This is a genomic window from Micromonospora sp. CA-248089 (assembly GCF_050948515.1).
Classification (GTDB): Bacteria; Actinomycetota; Actinomycetes; order Mycobacteriales; family Micromonosporaceae; genus Micromonospora.
The window spans coordinates 2,846,252-2,859,378 of record NZ_CP192016.1; the positions used below are offsets into that span (position 1 = coordinate 2,846,252).

At 73.3% G+C, this 13,127-nt stretch carries 14 protein-coding genes; 1 reads left to right on the forward strand and 13 read right to left on the reverse strand.

The window, feature by feature from the left end:
• Window positions 1-41: 41 nt before the first annotated feature.
• From ACQP26_RS13565 to ACQP26_RS13600, 8 genes are all read right to left on the reverse strand, one after another.
• On the reverse strand, window positions 42-1,721 hold the full coding sequence (locus ACQP26_RS13565; RefSeq protein ID WP_269706624.1) for a long-chain-fatty-acid--CoA ligase: 1,680 nt from the start codon (window positions 1,719-1,721) through the stop codon (window positions 42-44).
• A 102-nt stretch (window positions 1,722-1,823) separates the two neighbouring features.
• Window positions 1,824-2,003 (reverse strand): hypothetical protein, encoded by a 180-nt coding sequence (locus ACQP26_RS13570; protein WP_018787202.1) that lies wholly within the window; start codon window positions 2,001-2,003, stop codon window positions 1,824-1,826.
• Between the two features lie 72 nt (window positions 2,004-2,075).
• The gene (locus tag ACQP26_RS13575) at window positions 2,076-2,786 is read right to left on the reverse strand and encodes a spermidine synthase (protein WP_194801741.1); all 711 of its coding nucleotides are present in this window, start codon (window positions 2,784-2,786) and stop codon (window positions 2,076-2,078) included.
• A gap of 81 nt (window positions 2,787-2,867) precedes the next feature.
• Window positions 2,868-3,476 (reverse strand): class I SAM-dependent methyltransferase, encoded by a 609-nt coding sequence (locus ACQP26_RS13580; protein ID WP_269706623.1) that lies wholly within the window; start codon window positions 3,474-3,476, stop codon window positions 2,868-2,870.
• On the reverse strand, window positions 3,415-4,311 hold the full coding sequence (locus ACQP26_RS13585; protein WP_269706622.1) for a sulfite exporter TauE/SafE family protein: 897 nt from the start codon (window positions 4,309-4,311) through the stop codon (window positions 3,415-3,417). The genes ACQP26_RS13580 and ACQP26_RS13585 overlap by 62 nt, the downstream gene beginning before the upstream one ends.
• Entirely contained in the window at window positions 4,308-4,889 is a 582-nt protein-coding gene (locus ACQP26_RS13590) for a rhodanese-like domain-containing protein (RefSeq protein ID WP_269706621.1), read from the reverse strand. The genes ACQP26_RS13585 and ACQP26_RS13590 overlap by 4 nt, the downstream gene beginning before the upstream one ends.
• An 86-nt stretch (window positions 4,890-4,975) precedes the next feature.
• The gene (locus tag ACQP26_RS13595; protein ID WP_433495880.1) at window positions 4,976-6,373 is read right to left on the reverse strand and encodes a rhodanese-like domain-containing protein; all 1,398 of its coding nucleotides are present in this window, start codon (window positions 6,371-6,373) and stop codon (window positions 4,976-4,978) included.
• Between the two features lie 171 nt (window positions 6,374-6,544).
• Window positions 6,545-6,814 carry a metal-sensitive transcriptional regulator gene (locus tag ACQP26_RS13600; RefSeq protein ID WP_013285930.1) on the reverse strand — a complete coding sequence of 90 codons (270 nt, stop codon included), beginning with the start codon at window positions 6,812-6,814 and terminating at the stop codon, window positions 6,545-6,547.
• 244 nt (window positions 6,815-7,058) lie between these two features.
• Between ACQP26_RS13600 and eccB the strand changes: the two genes are divergently transcribed.
• Entirely contained in the window at window positions 7,059-8,447 is a 1,389-nt protein-coding gene (gene eccB, locus ACQP26_RS13605; RefSeq protein ID WP_433495881.1) for a type VII secretion protein EccB, read from the forward strand.
• 100 nt (window positions 8,448-8,547) lie between these two features.
• On the opposite strand, the gene ACQP26_RS13610 is transcribed toward eccB, so the two are convergent.
• The 5 genes from ACQP26_RS13610 to ACQP26_RS13630 are packed head-to-tail and all read right to left on the reverse strand — an operon-like array spanning window position 8,548 to window position 12,891.
• Complete coding sequence (locus ACQP26_RS13610; protein WP_269706618.1) at window positions 8,548-9,153, reverse strand: class I SAM-dependent methyltransferase; 606 nt, start codon at window positions 9,151-9,153, stop codon at window positions 8,548-8,550.
• Window positions 9,154-9,184: 31 nt separating this feature from the next.
• Window positions 9,185-9,787, reverse strand: coding sequence for a phosphatase PAP2 family protein (locus tag ACQP26_RS13615; RefSeq protein WP_433495882.1), 603 nt, complete (start codon window positions 9,785-9,787; stop codon window positions 9,185-9,187).
• A gap of 22 nt (window positions 9,788-9,809) precedes the next feature.
• Window positions 9,810-10,676: a carbohydrate ABC transporter permease gene (locus ACQP26_RS13620; protein WP_269706616.1), complete on the reverse strand. Its 867-nt coding sequence runs from the start codon at window positions 10,674-10,676 to the stop codon at window positions 9,810-9,812.
• Window positions 10,676-11,635 carry a carbohydrate ABC transporter permease gene (locus ACQP26_RS13625; protein ID WP_433495883.1) on the reverse strand — a complete coding sequence of 320 codons (960 nt, stop codon included), beginning with the start codon at window positions 11,633-11,635 and terminating at the stop codon, window positions 10,676-10,678. The genes ACQP26_RS13620 and ACQP26_RS13625 overlap by 1 nt, the downstream gene beginning before the upstream one ends.
• Window positions 11,632-12,891, reverse strand: coding sequence for an ABC transporter substrate-binding protein (locus ACQP26_RS13630; protein ID WP_269706614.1), 1,260 nt, complete (start codon window positions 12,889-12,891; stop codon window positions 11,632-11,634). Before ACQP26_RS13630 ends, ACQP26_RS13625 begins: the two co-directional genes overlap by 4 nt.
• Between the last annotated feature and the right edge of the window lie 236 nt (window positions 12,892-13,127).

Sequence of the window (13,127 nt, forward strand, 5' to 3'; positions counted from 1 at the left end):
CGTTTACCCCCGCCGTCCTGCCGGCAAACGGGCGGGTCGGGTCAGCGGCCGGCGAGCAGCCGTTCGCGGACCTCGCGGCGCAGGATCTTGCCGATCTGGGAGTACGGCAGCTCGTCGACGACCACGACCCGGCGCGGCACCTTGTACCCGGCCAGGTGGGTGCGGCACGAGGTGCGGATCGTCTCCGGCGTACAGGCCACCGCCGGGTCGACCACCACCGCGGCGACGACCACCTCGCCGTCGTCGGTGGGCATTCCCACGGCGGCGGCCTCGCGGACGCCGGGGACGCGGCGCAGCGCCTCCTCCACCTCGGACGGATAGACGTTGAAGCCGCCGGTGATGATCAGCTCTTTGATCCGGTCGACCACCGTGACGAAGCCGTCGGCGTCCATGGTGACGATGTCGCCGGTACGCATCCAGCCGCCCGGCAGCAGCACCTTGGCGGTCTCCTCGGGCCGGTGCCAGTAGCCGGAGAACACCTGCGGGCCGCGGACCAGCAGCTCGCCGGCCTCGCCCGGGGCGCGGTCGCGGCTCGGGTCCTCCGGGTCGACGATGCGGACGTCGGTGGAGGGGAACGGCACGCCGACGGTGCCGGGGCGGCGGCTGGGGGCGACCGGGTTGCCCACGGTGATCGGGGACGTCTCGGTCATCCCGTACCCCTCGACCAGCAGGCCGCCGGTCACCTGCTCCCACAGCTCCACGATGGCCGGTGGCAGCGACATCGCGCCGGAGATCGCGTACCGGATGGAGGTGAGGTCGACGCCGCGTTCGCGGGCGACGGTGGCCAGCTTCGCGTAGACCGGCGGCACCGCGGGCAGGAACGTCGGCGGGCGGCGGCGGACGGCGTCGAGCACCTGGTCGGCGTCGAAGCGGGGGAACAGCACCAGCGTCGCGCCGATGCTGACGGCGAAGGTGAGGCAGAGCGTCAGCCCGTAGGCGTGGAACAGCGGCAGCACCGCGTACACCGTCTCCGCGCCGTCGCGCAGGCCCGGTACCCAGGCGCGGCCCTGCGCGGCGTTGGCGCGCAGGTTGCGGTGGGTCAGCACGGCGCCCTTGGGCTCGCCGGTGGTGCCGCCGGTGTACTGGAGCAGCGCCACGTCGCCGGCCTCCGGCGCGGGATGGCTCGCGGGCAGCGGCCCGGCGGCGGAGACGAGGTCCGACCAGGCCAGCGCGCCGGGCGCGGGGGCGGTCATCGCGGCGCGGGCGGCGCGGACCTTCGGCAGCGGCACCCGCAGCGCCCACCGCTTGAGCCGCGGCAGCGCCGCGGTCAGGTCGACCGCCACCACGGTACGCACGGCGCCGCGTCCCGCCACCAGCGGCGCGACCTTGTCCCACGCGATCGCGACCGTCGCGCCGTGGTCGGTGAGCTGCCGGTCCAGCTCGTCGGCGGTGTAGAGCGGGTTGTGCTCGACCACCACCGCGCCGAGGCGCAGCACGGCGTAGAAGGCGACCACGTGCTGCGGGCAGTTCGGCAGCACCAGCGCCACCCGGTCACCCGGGCCGACGCCGAGCCGGCGCAGCGCCTCGGCGGCGCGGGCCACCTGGTCGGCCAGCTCGGTGAACGTGGTGGTGGCGCCGTAGAAGTCGAGCGCGACCCGGGGACCGAACCGCCCGGCCGCCTCGGTGAGCAGGTCGACGAGCGAGCCGGTCGGCTCGGCGATCTCCGCCGGCACGCCGGGTGCGTAGCTGCGGGTCCAGGGTCGCTGGGCGGTCGCGTCCATCGCCGTTACTCCTCGTCGCGTGGATGACGCCCCCAGCCTAACTTAACCGCCCGGTAACCTACGCTTACGTAGGTTGCCGGGTGAGTCACACTTCTCCGCAGGTCAGCGGCGGCGGGTCGAATGCTGGTGCACCACCCGCCGGCCCTTCACGATCCCGAAGATGATCACCGCGGCGAGCGCGATCACGCCGATGATGACGAGCCAGCGGACCGCCTCCAGCAGCAGCCCGAGCAGGATGAGCACACCGGCGACCACGCCGACCACCCAGAGCAACGCGCGCATGTCCCAGCCTCCCGTCGTACGGTGGGCCGTGCGCTTTCCCGCTGCTCGTGCGGCCATGCGCCGCCGGGTGGATCAGTGCCGGGCCACGTACACGGTGTTCGCCGCCTCCCGGCCCTGCAACGGGTTCGGGAACCGGACGACGTGCGCCACCGAGGTCGGGAACACCTCGGTCAGCGTGCGCTGGAACGCCGGGTCCGGCGGGTCGTTCGACCACAGCGCGAAGACGCCCTCCGGGTGCAGCAGCGCGGCCAGCCGGCGCAGCCCGTCGACCGTGTAGAACGGGGCGTGGCTGGGGTGCAGCACCTGGCGGGGGGAGTGGTCCACGTCCAGCAGCACCGCGTGGAAGCGGCGCCCGGGCTCATCCGGGTCGAGACCGTCGCCGGCGACCGCGGCGAAGAAGTCCGCCCGGACGAACCGGGTACGCGGATCGGTGGCCAGCCCGGCGGCGAACGGCAGCAGATCCCGCCGGTGCCAGTCGATCACGTCCTCGATCGCCTCAACCACCACCAGCGAGCGCACCCGGGGATCCTCCAGCGCGGTCCGCGCGGTGTAGCCGAGGCCGAGCCCGCCGACCACCACGTCCAGCGCGTCACCGGTGAGCGGGGCCAGCCCGAGCCGGGCCAGTTCGATCTCCGCGACCGGGAAGGCGCTGGACATGAGGTACTCGTCGTCGAGCTTCACCTCGTACACCTCGGAGTCCAGCGCCGGGTCACGGCGACGCCGCAGGCTGATCTCGCCGATCGGCGTCTCCCGCCAGGCCAGTTCCTCGAAACGCGCGCCCACCCGGTGTCCTCTCCGCCGATCCGTCCCCGGATGCTACCGGCCGGTCCCGGCCCGGCCCGGCGAAACGACGGCGGACGGCGGTCAGTCGGCGGGGCGGGTGGCGACCACCACGGTGTCCAGCGCGTCGACGGTACCGCCGTCGGTGGCCGGGACCGGCCGGCGGGTCGTCTCGGCCCGCTGTACGCGCAGCCCGGCCAGCCCGTCGACCACCGACTCCGGCGTGAGCAGCACGTCCGGGTCCTGCGGGCCGCCGATGCCGCCGGAGAGATTGGCCAGGTCGTGGCCGACCACCACGAGCGTGCCGCCGGGGCGCAGCGCCGACTTCGCCGCGGCGAGCACCCGGGCGAACTCGGGCGCCGCCAGGTGCAGGTAGCTGATCAGCACCAGGTCGTAGCTGTTCGGCACCGGCCGGTACGCGGTCACGTCCGCGACCCGCCAGTCGACTGTCACGCCCCGCGCGGCGGCCAGTTCCCGCCCCCGGTCCACGGCGACCGAGGAGAAGTCGACCGCGTTCACCCGCCAGCCCTGACCGGCCAGCCAGACCGCGTTGCGGCCCTCGCCGGCGGCGATGTCGAGTGCCGAGCCGGGGGTCAGGCCGGTGACCGACTCGACCACGAAACGGTTGGGCTCAGCGCTCCACACCAGTCCGGGCGTGTCGGCGTACCGGCTGTCCCAGGCGCTGCTGTCCACTGTGTCCCCTCCTCCGGCGGCCCCACACCGCCATGGTGACCGTACCGGCCACGGCAAGCGCTCCCACGGCGAGTCCCCAGACCGGCGGCAACTGCTGCGCGAGCACGAACACGCCCATCACCACGACGAACCAGCCGAAGCCGCGACGCAGCACGTCGGCCGGGATCCGCCCGGCGAGCCGGCCACCGAGCAGGCTGCCGACGACAGCGGCGGCGGTGACCCCGGCGGCCAGACCCCAGTGGATCTGCACGCTGGACAGGTAGCCGGCCAGGCCGGCGAACGACTTCATCGCGATGACCACCAGCGAGGTGCCGACCGCGACCGGCATCGGCAACCCGCCCAGCAGGGCCAGGGCCGGTACGACCAGGAAGCCCCCGCCCGCGCCGACCAGACCGGTGACCAGGCCGACCACCACTCCGTCGACGATCACCCGCAGCGCCGGCAGCTCGGACGGGGCCGGTCGGCCCTCGGCGGATCGCCGGCCCCGGAGCATGGCGACCGCGGTGGCGAGCATCATCAGGGCGAACCCGGTGAGCAGGACGCCCGCCGGGACGAACTCGGCCAGTCGGCCGCCCGCGTACGCGCCGGTCATGCCGGCCACCCCGAAGATGAGCCCGGTGCGCCAGCGGACCCGGTTCGCGCGGGCGTGCGGCAGCACGCCCACCGCACTGGTCACGCCGACGACCAGCAGCGAGGTGGCGATCGCCTCCTTGGCGGGCAGGTCGGCGACGTAGACCAGCAGCGGCACGGCGAGGATCGACCCGCCGCCACCGAGCAGGCCCAGCGTCACGCCGATCAGCACCGCGCCGGCCAGCGTCAGGGCGAGGGTGGTCACCTGCGGTCCCCGTCGCGCAACTGCCCCACGATGGTGTCCAGGTCGCAGCTCGCGCCCCGGTTGTACGGCAGCTTGCTCAGCAGCATGCCCATCGCGCACGTGTTGGTGAGCGCGGCGAACGTGAGGCCCGCGCCGATGAAGGCGGCGACCCACTTCAGGCCCGGCACGAACACCGAGCCGAGCACGGCGGCGAGCACGATCGAACCGGCGACGAGGCGTACCTGGCGCTCCAGGTCCCAGCGCGACCGGCCCTGGTTGACCTGCGCGCCGGTGGCCTGCCAGGCCAGCATGCCGCCGTCGAGCACCTTGAGGTTGGGCAGGCCGACACCGGCCAGCGCCTGCCCGGCCTGGCTCGCCCGGGCGCCGGAGCGGCAGATCAGCACCACGTCCTCGTCCAGGTGGCTGCGCAGCTCGGCGCGGTGTTCCCGGAGCAGGTCCAGCGGAACGTTGTACGCGCCGGGGATGTGGGCCGCCTCGAACTCGCCGGGCGTCCGCACGTCGAGCATCCGGGGCGTACGTCCGGCGGCGATCAGCTCGCGCAGGCCGGCCGCGTCGATGGTCGGGGTGGTCGTGGTCATGCTCTGTCTCCTTGAACGGGATGTTTTCGGGCAGGGTCCGGCGTCGGCCGGTGTACGGACGCACCGGCCGGGCGCTGGGGGAGAGGTCAGGCGGTGGTCGCCATGCGAACGCCGGCCGCCTCGGCCCGGGCGTACGCGTCGTCGATCAGCACCACGTCCCGGCCGGCGTTGGCGAGCAGGGACGCGGCGGCGGTGGCCCGGTAGCCGGAGCCGCAGTGCACCCAGATCGTCCCGGCGGGGATGTCGGCGAGGCGCTTCGGCACGTCCGGCAGCGGCACGTGCACCGCGCCGTCGATGTGTCCGGCCTTCCACTCGTTCGTCATCCGCACGTCGAGGACGACCTGCGGCTCGGGCAGCCCGGCCGGGGTCTTGTCGGCCTGCGCGGCGGCGAGCGCGCCGAAGTCGGCCACCGCCATCTCGCGCAGCTGCGACGGGTCGGCGGTCCACTGCTCGGGCTCGCCGGTGGCCTGGGCGGCCGGGCGGTCGATGCCGATGCGGACCAGTTCCCGCTGGGCGTCGGCGACCTGCTCCGGGGTCTGCGCCAGGAACGTGATCGGCACACCCCAGTCGATCAGCCAGCCGAGCCACGTCGACATCGGCCCGTCCAGGCCGAGGCTGACGGTGCCGGCCAGGTGCGAGGCCGCGTACGCCTTGCGGTGGCGCAGGTCGACCACCCACTCGCCGGCGGCGATGCGACGGCGCAGCTCGTCGGCGTCGGCACGGGCCACCGGCGTGAGGTCGACCGGGGCGGGACCGGCGGCGTTGGCGACACCCATGTGCGCGTAGTACGCCGGGTAGGCGTCCAGCCCGGCCAGCGTCTCGGTGACGAACTGGTCGGCGGCCAGCCGCAGCACCGGGTTGGCCTCCTTCTCCCGGCCGATCGTCGACTCGGGGGCGTCGGCCTGACTGGCCGAGCAGAAGCTGCCGAAGCCGTGCGTGGGCCACACCTGCGCGCCGTCGGGCAGCAGGTCGGCCAGCTTGCGGGCCGAGGCGTACTGGTGGTGCGCCAGCTCGTGCGCGTGCTGCTGGCCGAGCAGGTCGGTGCGGCCGGTGGTGCCGAACAGCAGCGAGCCGCCGGTGAACACGCCGGCCGGCGTCCAGTCGCCGTCGCGCTCGTCGAGCGCGTACGACAGGTGGTGGAACGTGTGGCCCGGGGTGCCGATCACCCGCAGCCGCATCGTGTCCGACACCGGCACGGTGTCGCCGTCGGACACCGGCGTGCGGTCGAACTCGACGGTGTCGGCGGCGGCCACCAGGTACTGCGCGCCGGTGATCCGGGCCAGTTCCAGGCCGCCGGAGACGTAGTCGTTGTGGATGTGCGTCTCGACCACGTGGGTGATCCGTACGCCCTTGGCGCCGGCCAGGCACAGGATGCGGTCGATGTCGCGCTGCGGGTCGACCACCACCGCCACCCGGCCGTCGGAGGCGAGGTAGCTGCGGTCGCCGAGCGAGGAGGTCGCGATGACGGACACGTCGAGGGTCATGTCATTTCCTCTCATTGTCTATATACCCCGGGGGGTATGCGAAGAACAGTCTGCGGCCTGTGAATTCCAGGCAGGTGTTTACCCGCCCGGGTCGCTGTCACACGGCGCGGGCGGGTTTCAGCCGGTCAGGCGGGCGCCGTCGGGCCAGGGAGTCGTCGGGCGAGGAAGTCGTCAGGCCAGGGACAGGAAGAGCTTCTCCAGCTCCTCCTCGGTCATCTCCGGCTCCTCGCCGGCCTGGCGGGCGGCGTCGCAGTAGCGCATGCCGGAGGCGATGATCTTGAAGCCGGCCCGGTCGATGGCCTTGGAGACCGCGGCGAGCTGGGTCAGCGCGGCGCGGCAGTCCTCGCCGTTCTCCATCATCTCGATGACGGCGTTGAGCTGCCCCCGGGCCCGCTTGAGCCGGGTCAGTGCCTCACCTGTCATCTCCGGTCGAAGATTCACGTCGCACCTCCTGCTCGCAAACATACCCCAGGGGGTACCCGATCCGCCACCATCGCCGCCCCCGCCCTCGCCGATCTTGCACTTGGTGCCCGACGTATGCCCGTTGTGACTGGTTTGTCGGGGCGGCAACTGCAAGATCGGCGGGCGGGGCGGGGCGGGGGTGGGGGCGGGGACACGCAGGGTCGCCGGGGCATCGACGGAGCGCTTATCCTGTGCGCCGACCATCCCAGCCGGAAGGGACCCGATGGCGTCGCGGCAGGACCAGCTGCACTCGTACCAGTTCACCGTCCAGCGGGCGGTCGCCGCGCTCGTCATGCGGGAGACGGACCCGCCGCAGTCCCCGTTCCGCCGGCTCGCCGGCGCCGGTCTGGCCAGCGTCCTGGTCGCGGCGATCGCGCTCGGCGGCGTCGCGCTCTACGGCCTGTTCACCGGCGGCGGTGACTCGTGGCGCGAGACCGGCGCGGTGATCGTGGAGAAGGAGTCGGGCGCGCGTTTCGTCTACCGCGACGACAAGCTGCACCCGGTGCTCAACTACGCCTCAGCGCTGCTGATCATCGGGGCGGAGCAGCCGAAGACGGTGCTGGTCGGCCGCCGCGCCATCGAGGGAGTGCCGCGCGGTCTGCCGCTGGGCATCGCCGACGCGCCGGACTCGCTGCCCGCGTCGAACCGGCTCGTCCGCGACGCCTGGACGCTCTGCTCGGTACCGGGCGACGACACGGGGCGCGGGGAGGCCGGGCGCGGCGAGGCCCGCTCGGTGCTGCTGATCGGACGGGAGGCCACCGGTGGCCGGGCGCTCGGCGACCAGGGCCTGCTCGCCCGCCACCCGGACGGCGGCCTGCACCTGCTCTGGCACGACCGGCGCTACCTGCTGCGCGACACCGACCGGGTGCTCGCCGCGCTGGCCGCCACCCGGGAACGGGCGGTGCCGGTGGCGGCGGCGCTGCTGAACACGCTCCCGGCCGGCGCCGACCTGGCCCCGCCGCCGGTGGACGACCTCGGTGAGCCGTCCGAGCGGGTCACCGGCGCGGCGGTGGGCGACGTCTACCTGGTGCGCAACTCCGGTGGCAGCCGGCAGTACGCGGTCGCCCAGCGCGGCGGGCTGGCAGCGATCACCGAGTTGCAGGCCGCCTTGCTGCTGACCCGCACCGGCCAGCGGGAGCCGGAACCGATCACGCTCGGCCGGTTCGCCGCGCTGCCGAAGCTGCCCGGTCTGGTGCCGGGCGGGCCGACCGCGCCGCCCGCCGTACCGCCCCGGCTGGCCGCCGCCGAGGGTGCGCTCTGCGCGCGGGCCGGCGACGACACCGGCGTACGCGAACTGCGCCTCGGCGTCACCGCGCCGGCCGCCGCCGCGCGGGCCCCGGGCGGCCGGGCCGGGCTCGCCGACGCGGTAGTGGTCGAGCCGGGCCGCGGCGCGCTGGTGGAGGCGGTGCCCGCGCCGGGCGCGACCGGCGGCGCGATCTGCGTGGTCACCGACCTGGGCCGACGGTACGCGCTGACCGGCGCCGACGTCCCGGGCATGCTCGGGTACGCGGGCGTACGCCCGGCGCGGCTGCCGGCGGGCCTGGTGGACCTGCTGCCGGCCGGCAGCCCGCTCGACCCGGAGGCCGCCCGGACGGTGGCCGCGCCCGCCTGAGCGCCGGGCGGCCGGCTCGAACGCGTCAGGCGAGGGCCGGGGCCGAGCCGGGCGAGGGCCGGGCTGGTCCGGAGCTGAGCAGGCCGAAATGAGCAGTGGGTCAGCCGGCCGGGCGGCGCAGCACGGTGACCGCGAAGTCGGCGTCGTCGCGCCACGGTCGCAGGTCCCAGGTGGCGAAGCGGTGCTCGGGGCGCAGCCCGGCGGCCACCGCGTCGGCGTCCAGTTCGGCCACCGGGTAGCCGCGGTCGGTGGCGAAGCCGACCACGACCAGGCCGTCCGGCCGGACGTGCGCGGCGACGCGGGCCAGCACGTCGCGTTCGGTGCCGGGGGCGACGAAGACCATCACGTTGCCGGCCAGCACCGCGGCGTCGAACGGCTCCGCCTCGCCCTGCGCGGCCAGGTCCAGCTCGGCCAGGTCGGCGACCAGGAAGCGGGGACCGGGGTGGTCGGCGCGGGCCGCCTCGACCAGCGTCGGGTCGGCGTCCACGCCCACGGCGGTGTGCCCGCGCGCGGCGAGCGCGGCGGCGACGCGGCCGGTGCCGCAGCCGGCGTCCAGGACACGGGCGCCGGGCGGTACGAGCGCGTCCAGCAGCCGCGCCTCACCGGCCAGGTCGGCGCCCTCGGCGGCGAGCTGACGGAACCGGTCCACGTACCACTGCGAATGGCCGGGGTTCGTGTCGGTCACCCAGCGGGTCGGCTTGCCCATGACGCCACCGTAGCTGATCTTGTGGCGGCAGTCAGGCGAGCGCCAGGAACGTGCCGGCGGCGAGCGGCCCGCCCAGCGCCACACCGGCCAGCACCTGCGGCCAGGTGTGGTCGCCCAGCCGTACCCGGGACCAGCCGACGGCCGCGACGAGCACCCAGCCGAGGTTCGCGGCCGGGCCGGTCAGCGGCACCAGCACGGCGACCGTGGCGGCGGCCACCGCCGCGTGGATGCTCAGCTTCCACCAGTGGTTCACCAGCGCGCAGGCCGCGCCGACCACGAAGACCACCACGATCACGGCGAACAGCTCGGCCGGTGCGCGTACCGCCGCCAGCAGGAGCAACCCGGCCGCGACCGAGGCCAGCCCGATCGACAGCGGCCGGGCCCGCTGCGTGCGGTCGCCGACGTGCCGGTCGGTGAGGCGCCCCCGGCGTACGCCGTGCACGAGCACGCCGATCGGGATGACGGCGCAGAACGTCAGCGCGATGCCGCCCCAGAGCAGGAACTGGCCGGCCGAGCGGCTGACCCGGGCGGCGGCGATCAGCGGCAGCGCGGTGACCAGGACGGTCGGGGCGAGCACCTCGGTGAGCATCCGGGCCGCCCGCGCGCCGGCCCGGCGCTCCCGTGATGCTCGCACCCGATCATCCTGGCACGGACGCTCAGCCCTTCTCTGCTCCGCTGGTGAGTCCCTCGGTGAGCATTCGCTCCCCGGCGAAGAACAGCACCACGATCGGCAGCGTGAGGATGACCGATCCGGCCATCAGCACCGTCTTGGGCACCTCGACGCCGTCGGCGAGCAGCGAAAGCCCCAGCGACACGGTCCACCGGTCCGGCCGGTCGACCATGAACAGCAGCGCGAACAGGTATTCGTTCCAGGCGATCATGAAGTCGTACAGCGCGACGGCCATCACCGAGGGCGCCGCGAGGGGCAGGCTGACCCGGCGGATGATGCCGAGCCGGCCCGCGCCGTCGATCGCCGCCGACTCCTCCAGGCTGACCGGAATCGTCTCGAAGTAGTTCTTCAGCATGTACACCGACACCGGCAGCGTCTGCGAGATGTAGACGAGCACCAGGCCGGTCAGCGACCCGCGCAGCCCGGCCCGGGTGAAGACCACGAACAGCGGGATCGCGATGACGATCGACGGGAACAGGTAGACCGCCAGGAACAGCGCGCTGACCTGCCGGCGGCCGAAGAACCGCAGGCGGGACACCGCGTACGCGCCGGGAATGGCGATCACCAGGGTGAGCGCGGTGGCGGCGAGCGCCACCAGGCCGCTGTTGCGGATGAACGTGAGGAAGCCCTGGCCGCCGTCGGAGACGGACTTCAGCACCTCGGCGTACGTGGCGACGGTCAGCTCGCCGAACGGCACCCAGAGCGAACCGGGCTCCAGCAGCAGACGTTCGATCGGGCGTACCGACAGCACCAGCATGTACCAGAACGGCAGCAGCGTGACCACCAGGAACCCGGCGATCACCAGCCGGCGCAGCCAGCGCAGGCTCACCGTCTCGATCCGGTCCCGGTCCATCACGCCTCCCGTCGCGCGCCGAAGAAGCGCAGGTAGATGGCCACGAACACGAGCAGCACCACGGCGAGCACGACCGCCTGGGCGGCGGCCGCGCCGATGTCGGTGCGGGCGGTGAGGAACTGGTAGACCCGGACGCTGACCACCTCGGTGCCGGCGGCGCCGCCGGTGAGCAGGTACACGTCGTCGAACTTGTTGAACGTCATGATGAAGCGGAGCACGCCGATCAAGGCGATCACCGGCATGAGCTGCGGCAGCAGGATGTGCCGGAACCGCTGCGTGGGTGTGGCACCGTCGACCCGGGCGGCCTCCTCCAGCTCGCCCGGCACCGCCTGCAGCCGGGCCAGCAGGAACAGGAACGCGAACGGGAAGTAGCGCCACGCCTCGAACGCGATCACCGTCCACAGCGCGGTGGACTCCTGGGACAGGAACGGCACCGGCTGATCCCAGCCGAGGAAGCGCTTGCCCCAGTCGTTGACGATGCCGAGCTGCGGGTCGAGCATCACCTGCCAGACGAACGTCATGGCGACGACCGGCGCCACGTACGGCAGCAGCATCGAAGCGCGGACCAGCGTGCGGCCCCGGAACGGCCCGCGTACGGCGAGCGCCGCCGCCAGGCCCACCACTATCGAGCCGGCGGTGCCGCCGACGCTGTAGAGCACTGTGGTCCAGAGCGTGTCGGCGAACCCGGGCGTGTGCAGGACCCGGTCGATGTTGTCCAGCGTCAGCTCGCCGAACAGGCCGGTCTTGCGCAGCGTCGCCAGGCGTACCCGCTGGAAGGCCAGCACCACCGTCCAGACGATGGGTATGCCGATCACCGCGACCACGACGAGCAGGGTCGGGCTGACCAGCGCGAGCCCGGCGCGGGACTCGCGGCGGCGCAGTGTCAGCGGACGTCGGCCGGGTCGGCGGGGTCGCTCCGGTGCGAGGGAGCGGCCGGCCTCCGGCGCGGTGGTGGTCAATTGACGCCCTTGGCTATCGCCTCGACGTCCTTGCGGGCGCGTTCGGCGGCGGCGCGGGCGTCGGACTTGCCGCCGACGACGTCGGCGAGCGCCTTGGGTACCGGCAGTTCACCGAGGATGGCGCCGACGAGCTTGCCCTGGTTCTCGGTCAGGCCCCACCGCTGGAACGTGTCGGGGCTGCGACGCAGCGTGGCGAGCACGTCCTCGCCGTAGACCTCGGACAGCGGCTTCTTGGTGTCCACGCCGGCCGGGCTGGTGTTCCAGGCGGTGCGGAACTTCTGCTTGTCCTCCGGCGTGCCGGTGCGCACCGGGAAGCGCCCCTCGGGGGACATGCCGAACCAGCGCGGGTAGCCGTCGGAGAGCATGTACTCCACGAACGACTTCGCCGGGTCGACGGCGCCGTCGAGCACGGCCCAGGAGCTGACCTCGCCGTACTGGGCCGGCTCGGTGCCGTTGGGGCCCTTGATCGCGGTGACGAAGCCGCTGTTGCGCGCCAGCCAGGCCGGGTCGGACTGGCACTGCGGGCACGTCGGGCGGGCGTCGGCGCGCAGCCCGGCCAGCTCGTCGAGGATGAACGGCGACCAGATCAGCATGGCCGCCTTGCCGGCGAAGTAGGTGGCCCGGGTGGTGTCGACGTCCTGGGCGCCCTTGACCGAGTTGTTCCGCATCAGGTCGCCGTAGAAGCGGAACGCCTCGACGCACTCGGGGGAGTCGAGCGTGACCTTTCCGGAGTCGTCGGTGAGCCGGCAGTTGTTCGCCAGCGCCAGGTGCTCGAAGGTCTGCTGGGTGAACACGTCGCCGGGGGAGGTGGCCGCGGTGATGCCGGCGACGCCGCCGGTGTTCAGCTTCGCCGCCGCGGCGGCGATCTTCTCGTACGTGTCGGGCGCCGGCAGGCCGGCGGCGGCGAACAGGTCCTTGCGGTAGACCAGCAGCTGACCCCACCCGTCGCTGGGTACGGCGAGCTGCTTGCCGCCGTCGCTGGTGAGTTCCAGCGCGCGGGGCGTGAACGTGTCCTTGCCGAGCCGGTCGACGACGGTGCCGTTGGCGTCGACGTCGAGGAGTTCGTTGGCGGACAGCGTCCGCACCCCGGCCAGGGAGACCGAGCCGACCACGTCGGGCAGGTCGCCGGCGGCGGCGCTGGAGGCGATGAGGGACGGGAACTGGTCCTCGTTGACGGTGACCAGGTTGACCTTGACGCCGGTCTTGGCGGTGTAGTCGGCGATGATCGCCTTGGTGGCGGCGACGCGGTCCGCCACGTCTTCCAGGCTCCAGACAGTGATCTGCGAACTGTCGGATTTCGGCCCGTCGTCGCTGCATGCGGCCACGCCGGTCCCGGTCAGTGCCAGGATCAGGCCTAGTGCGAGCCGCCGTGTGGAGGGTGATGACATCGGTGGCACTCCTCTCGAAAGAGTACGGCTTTCCGCCAATACCCATCGATTCATCAATGTAATCACATATGCCCATTTTTTGGGTTAGAATCGAGGTCGGCACT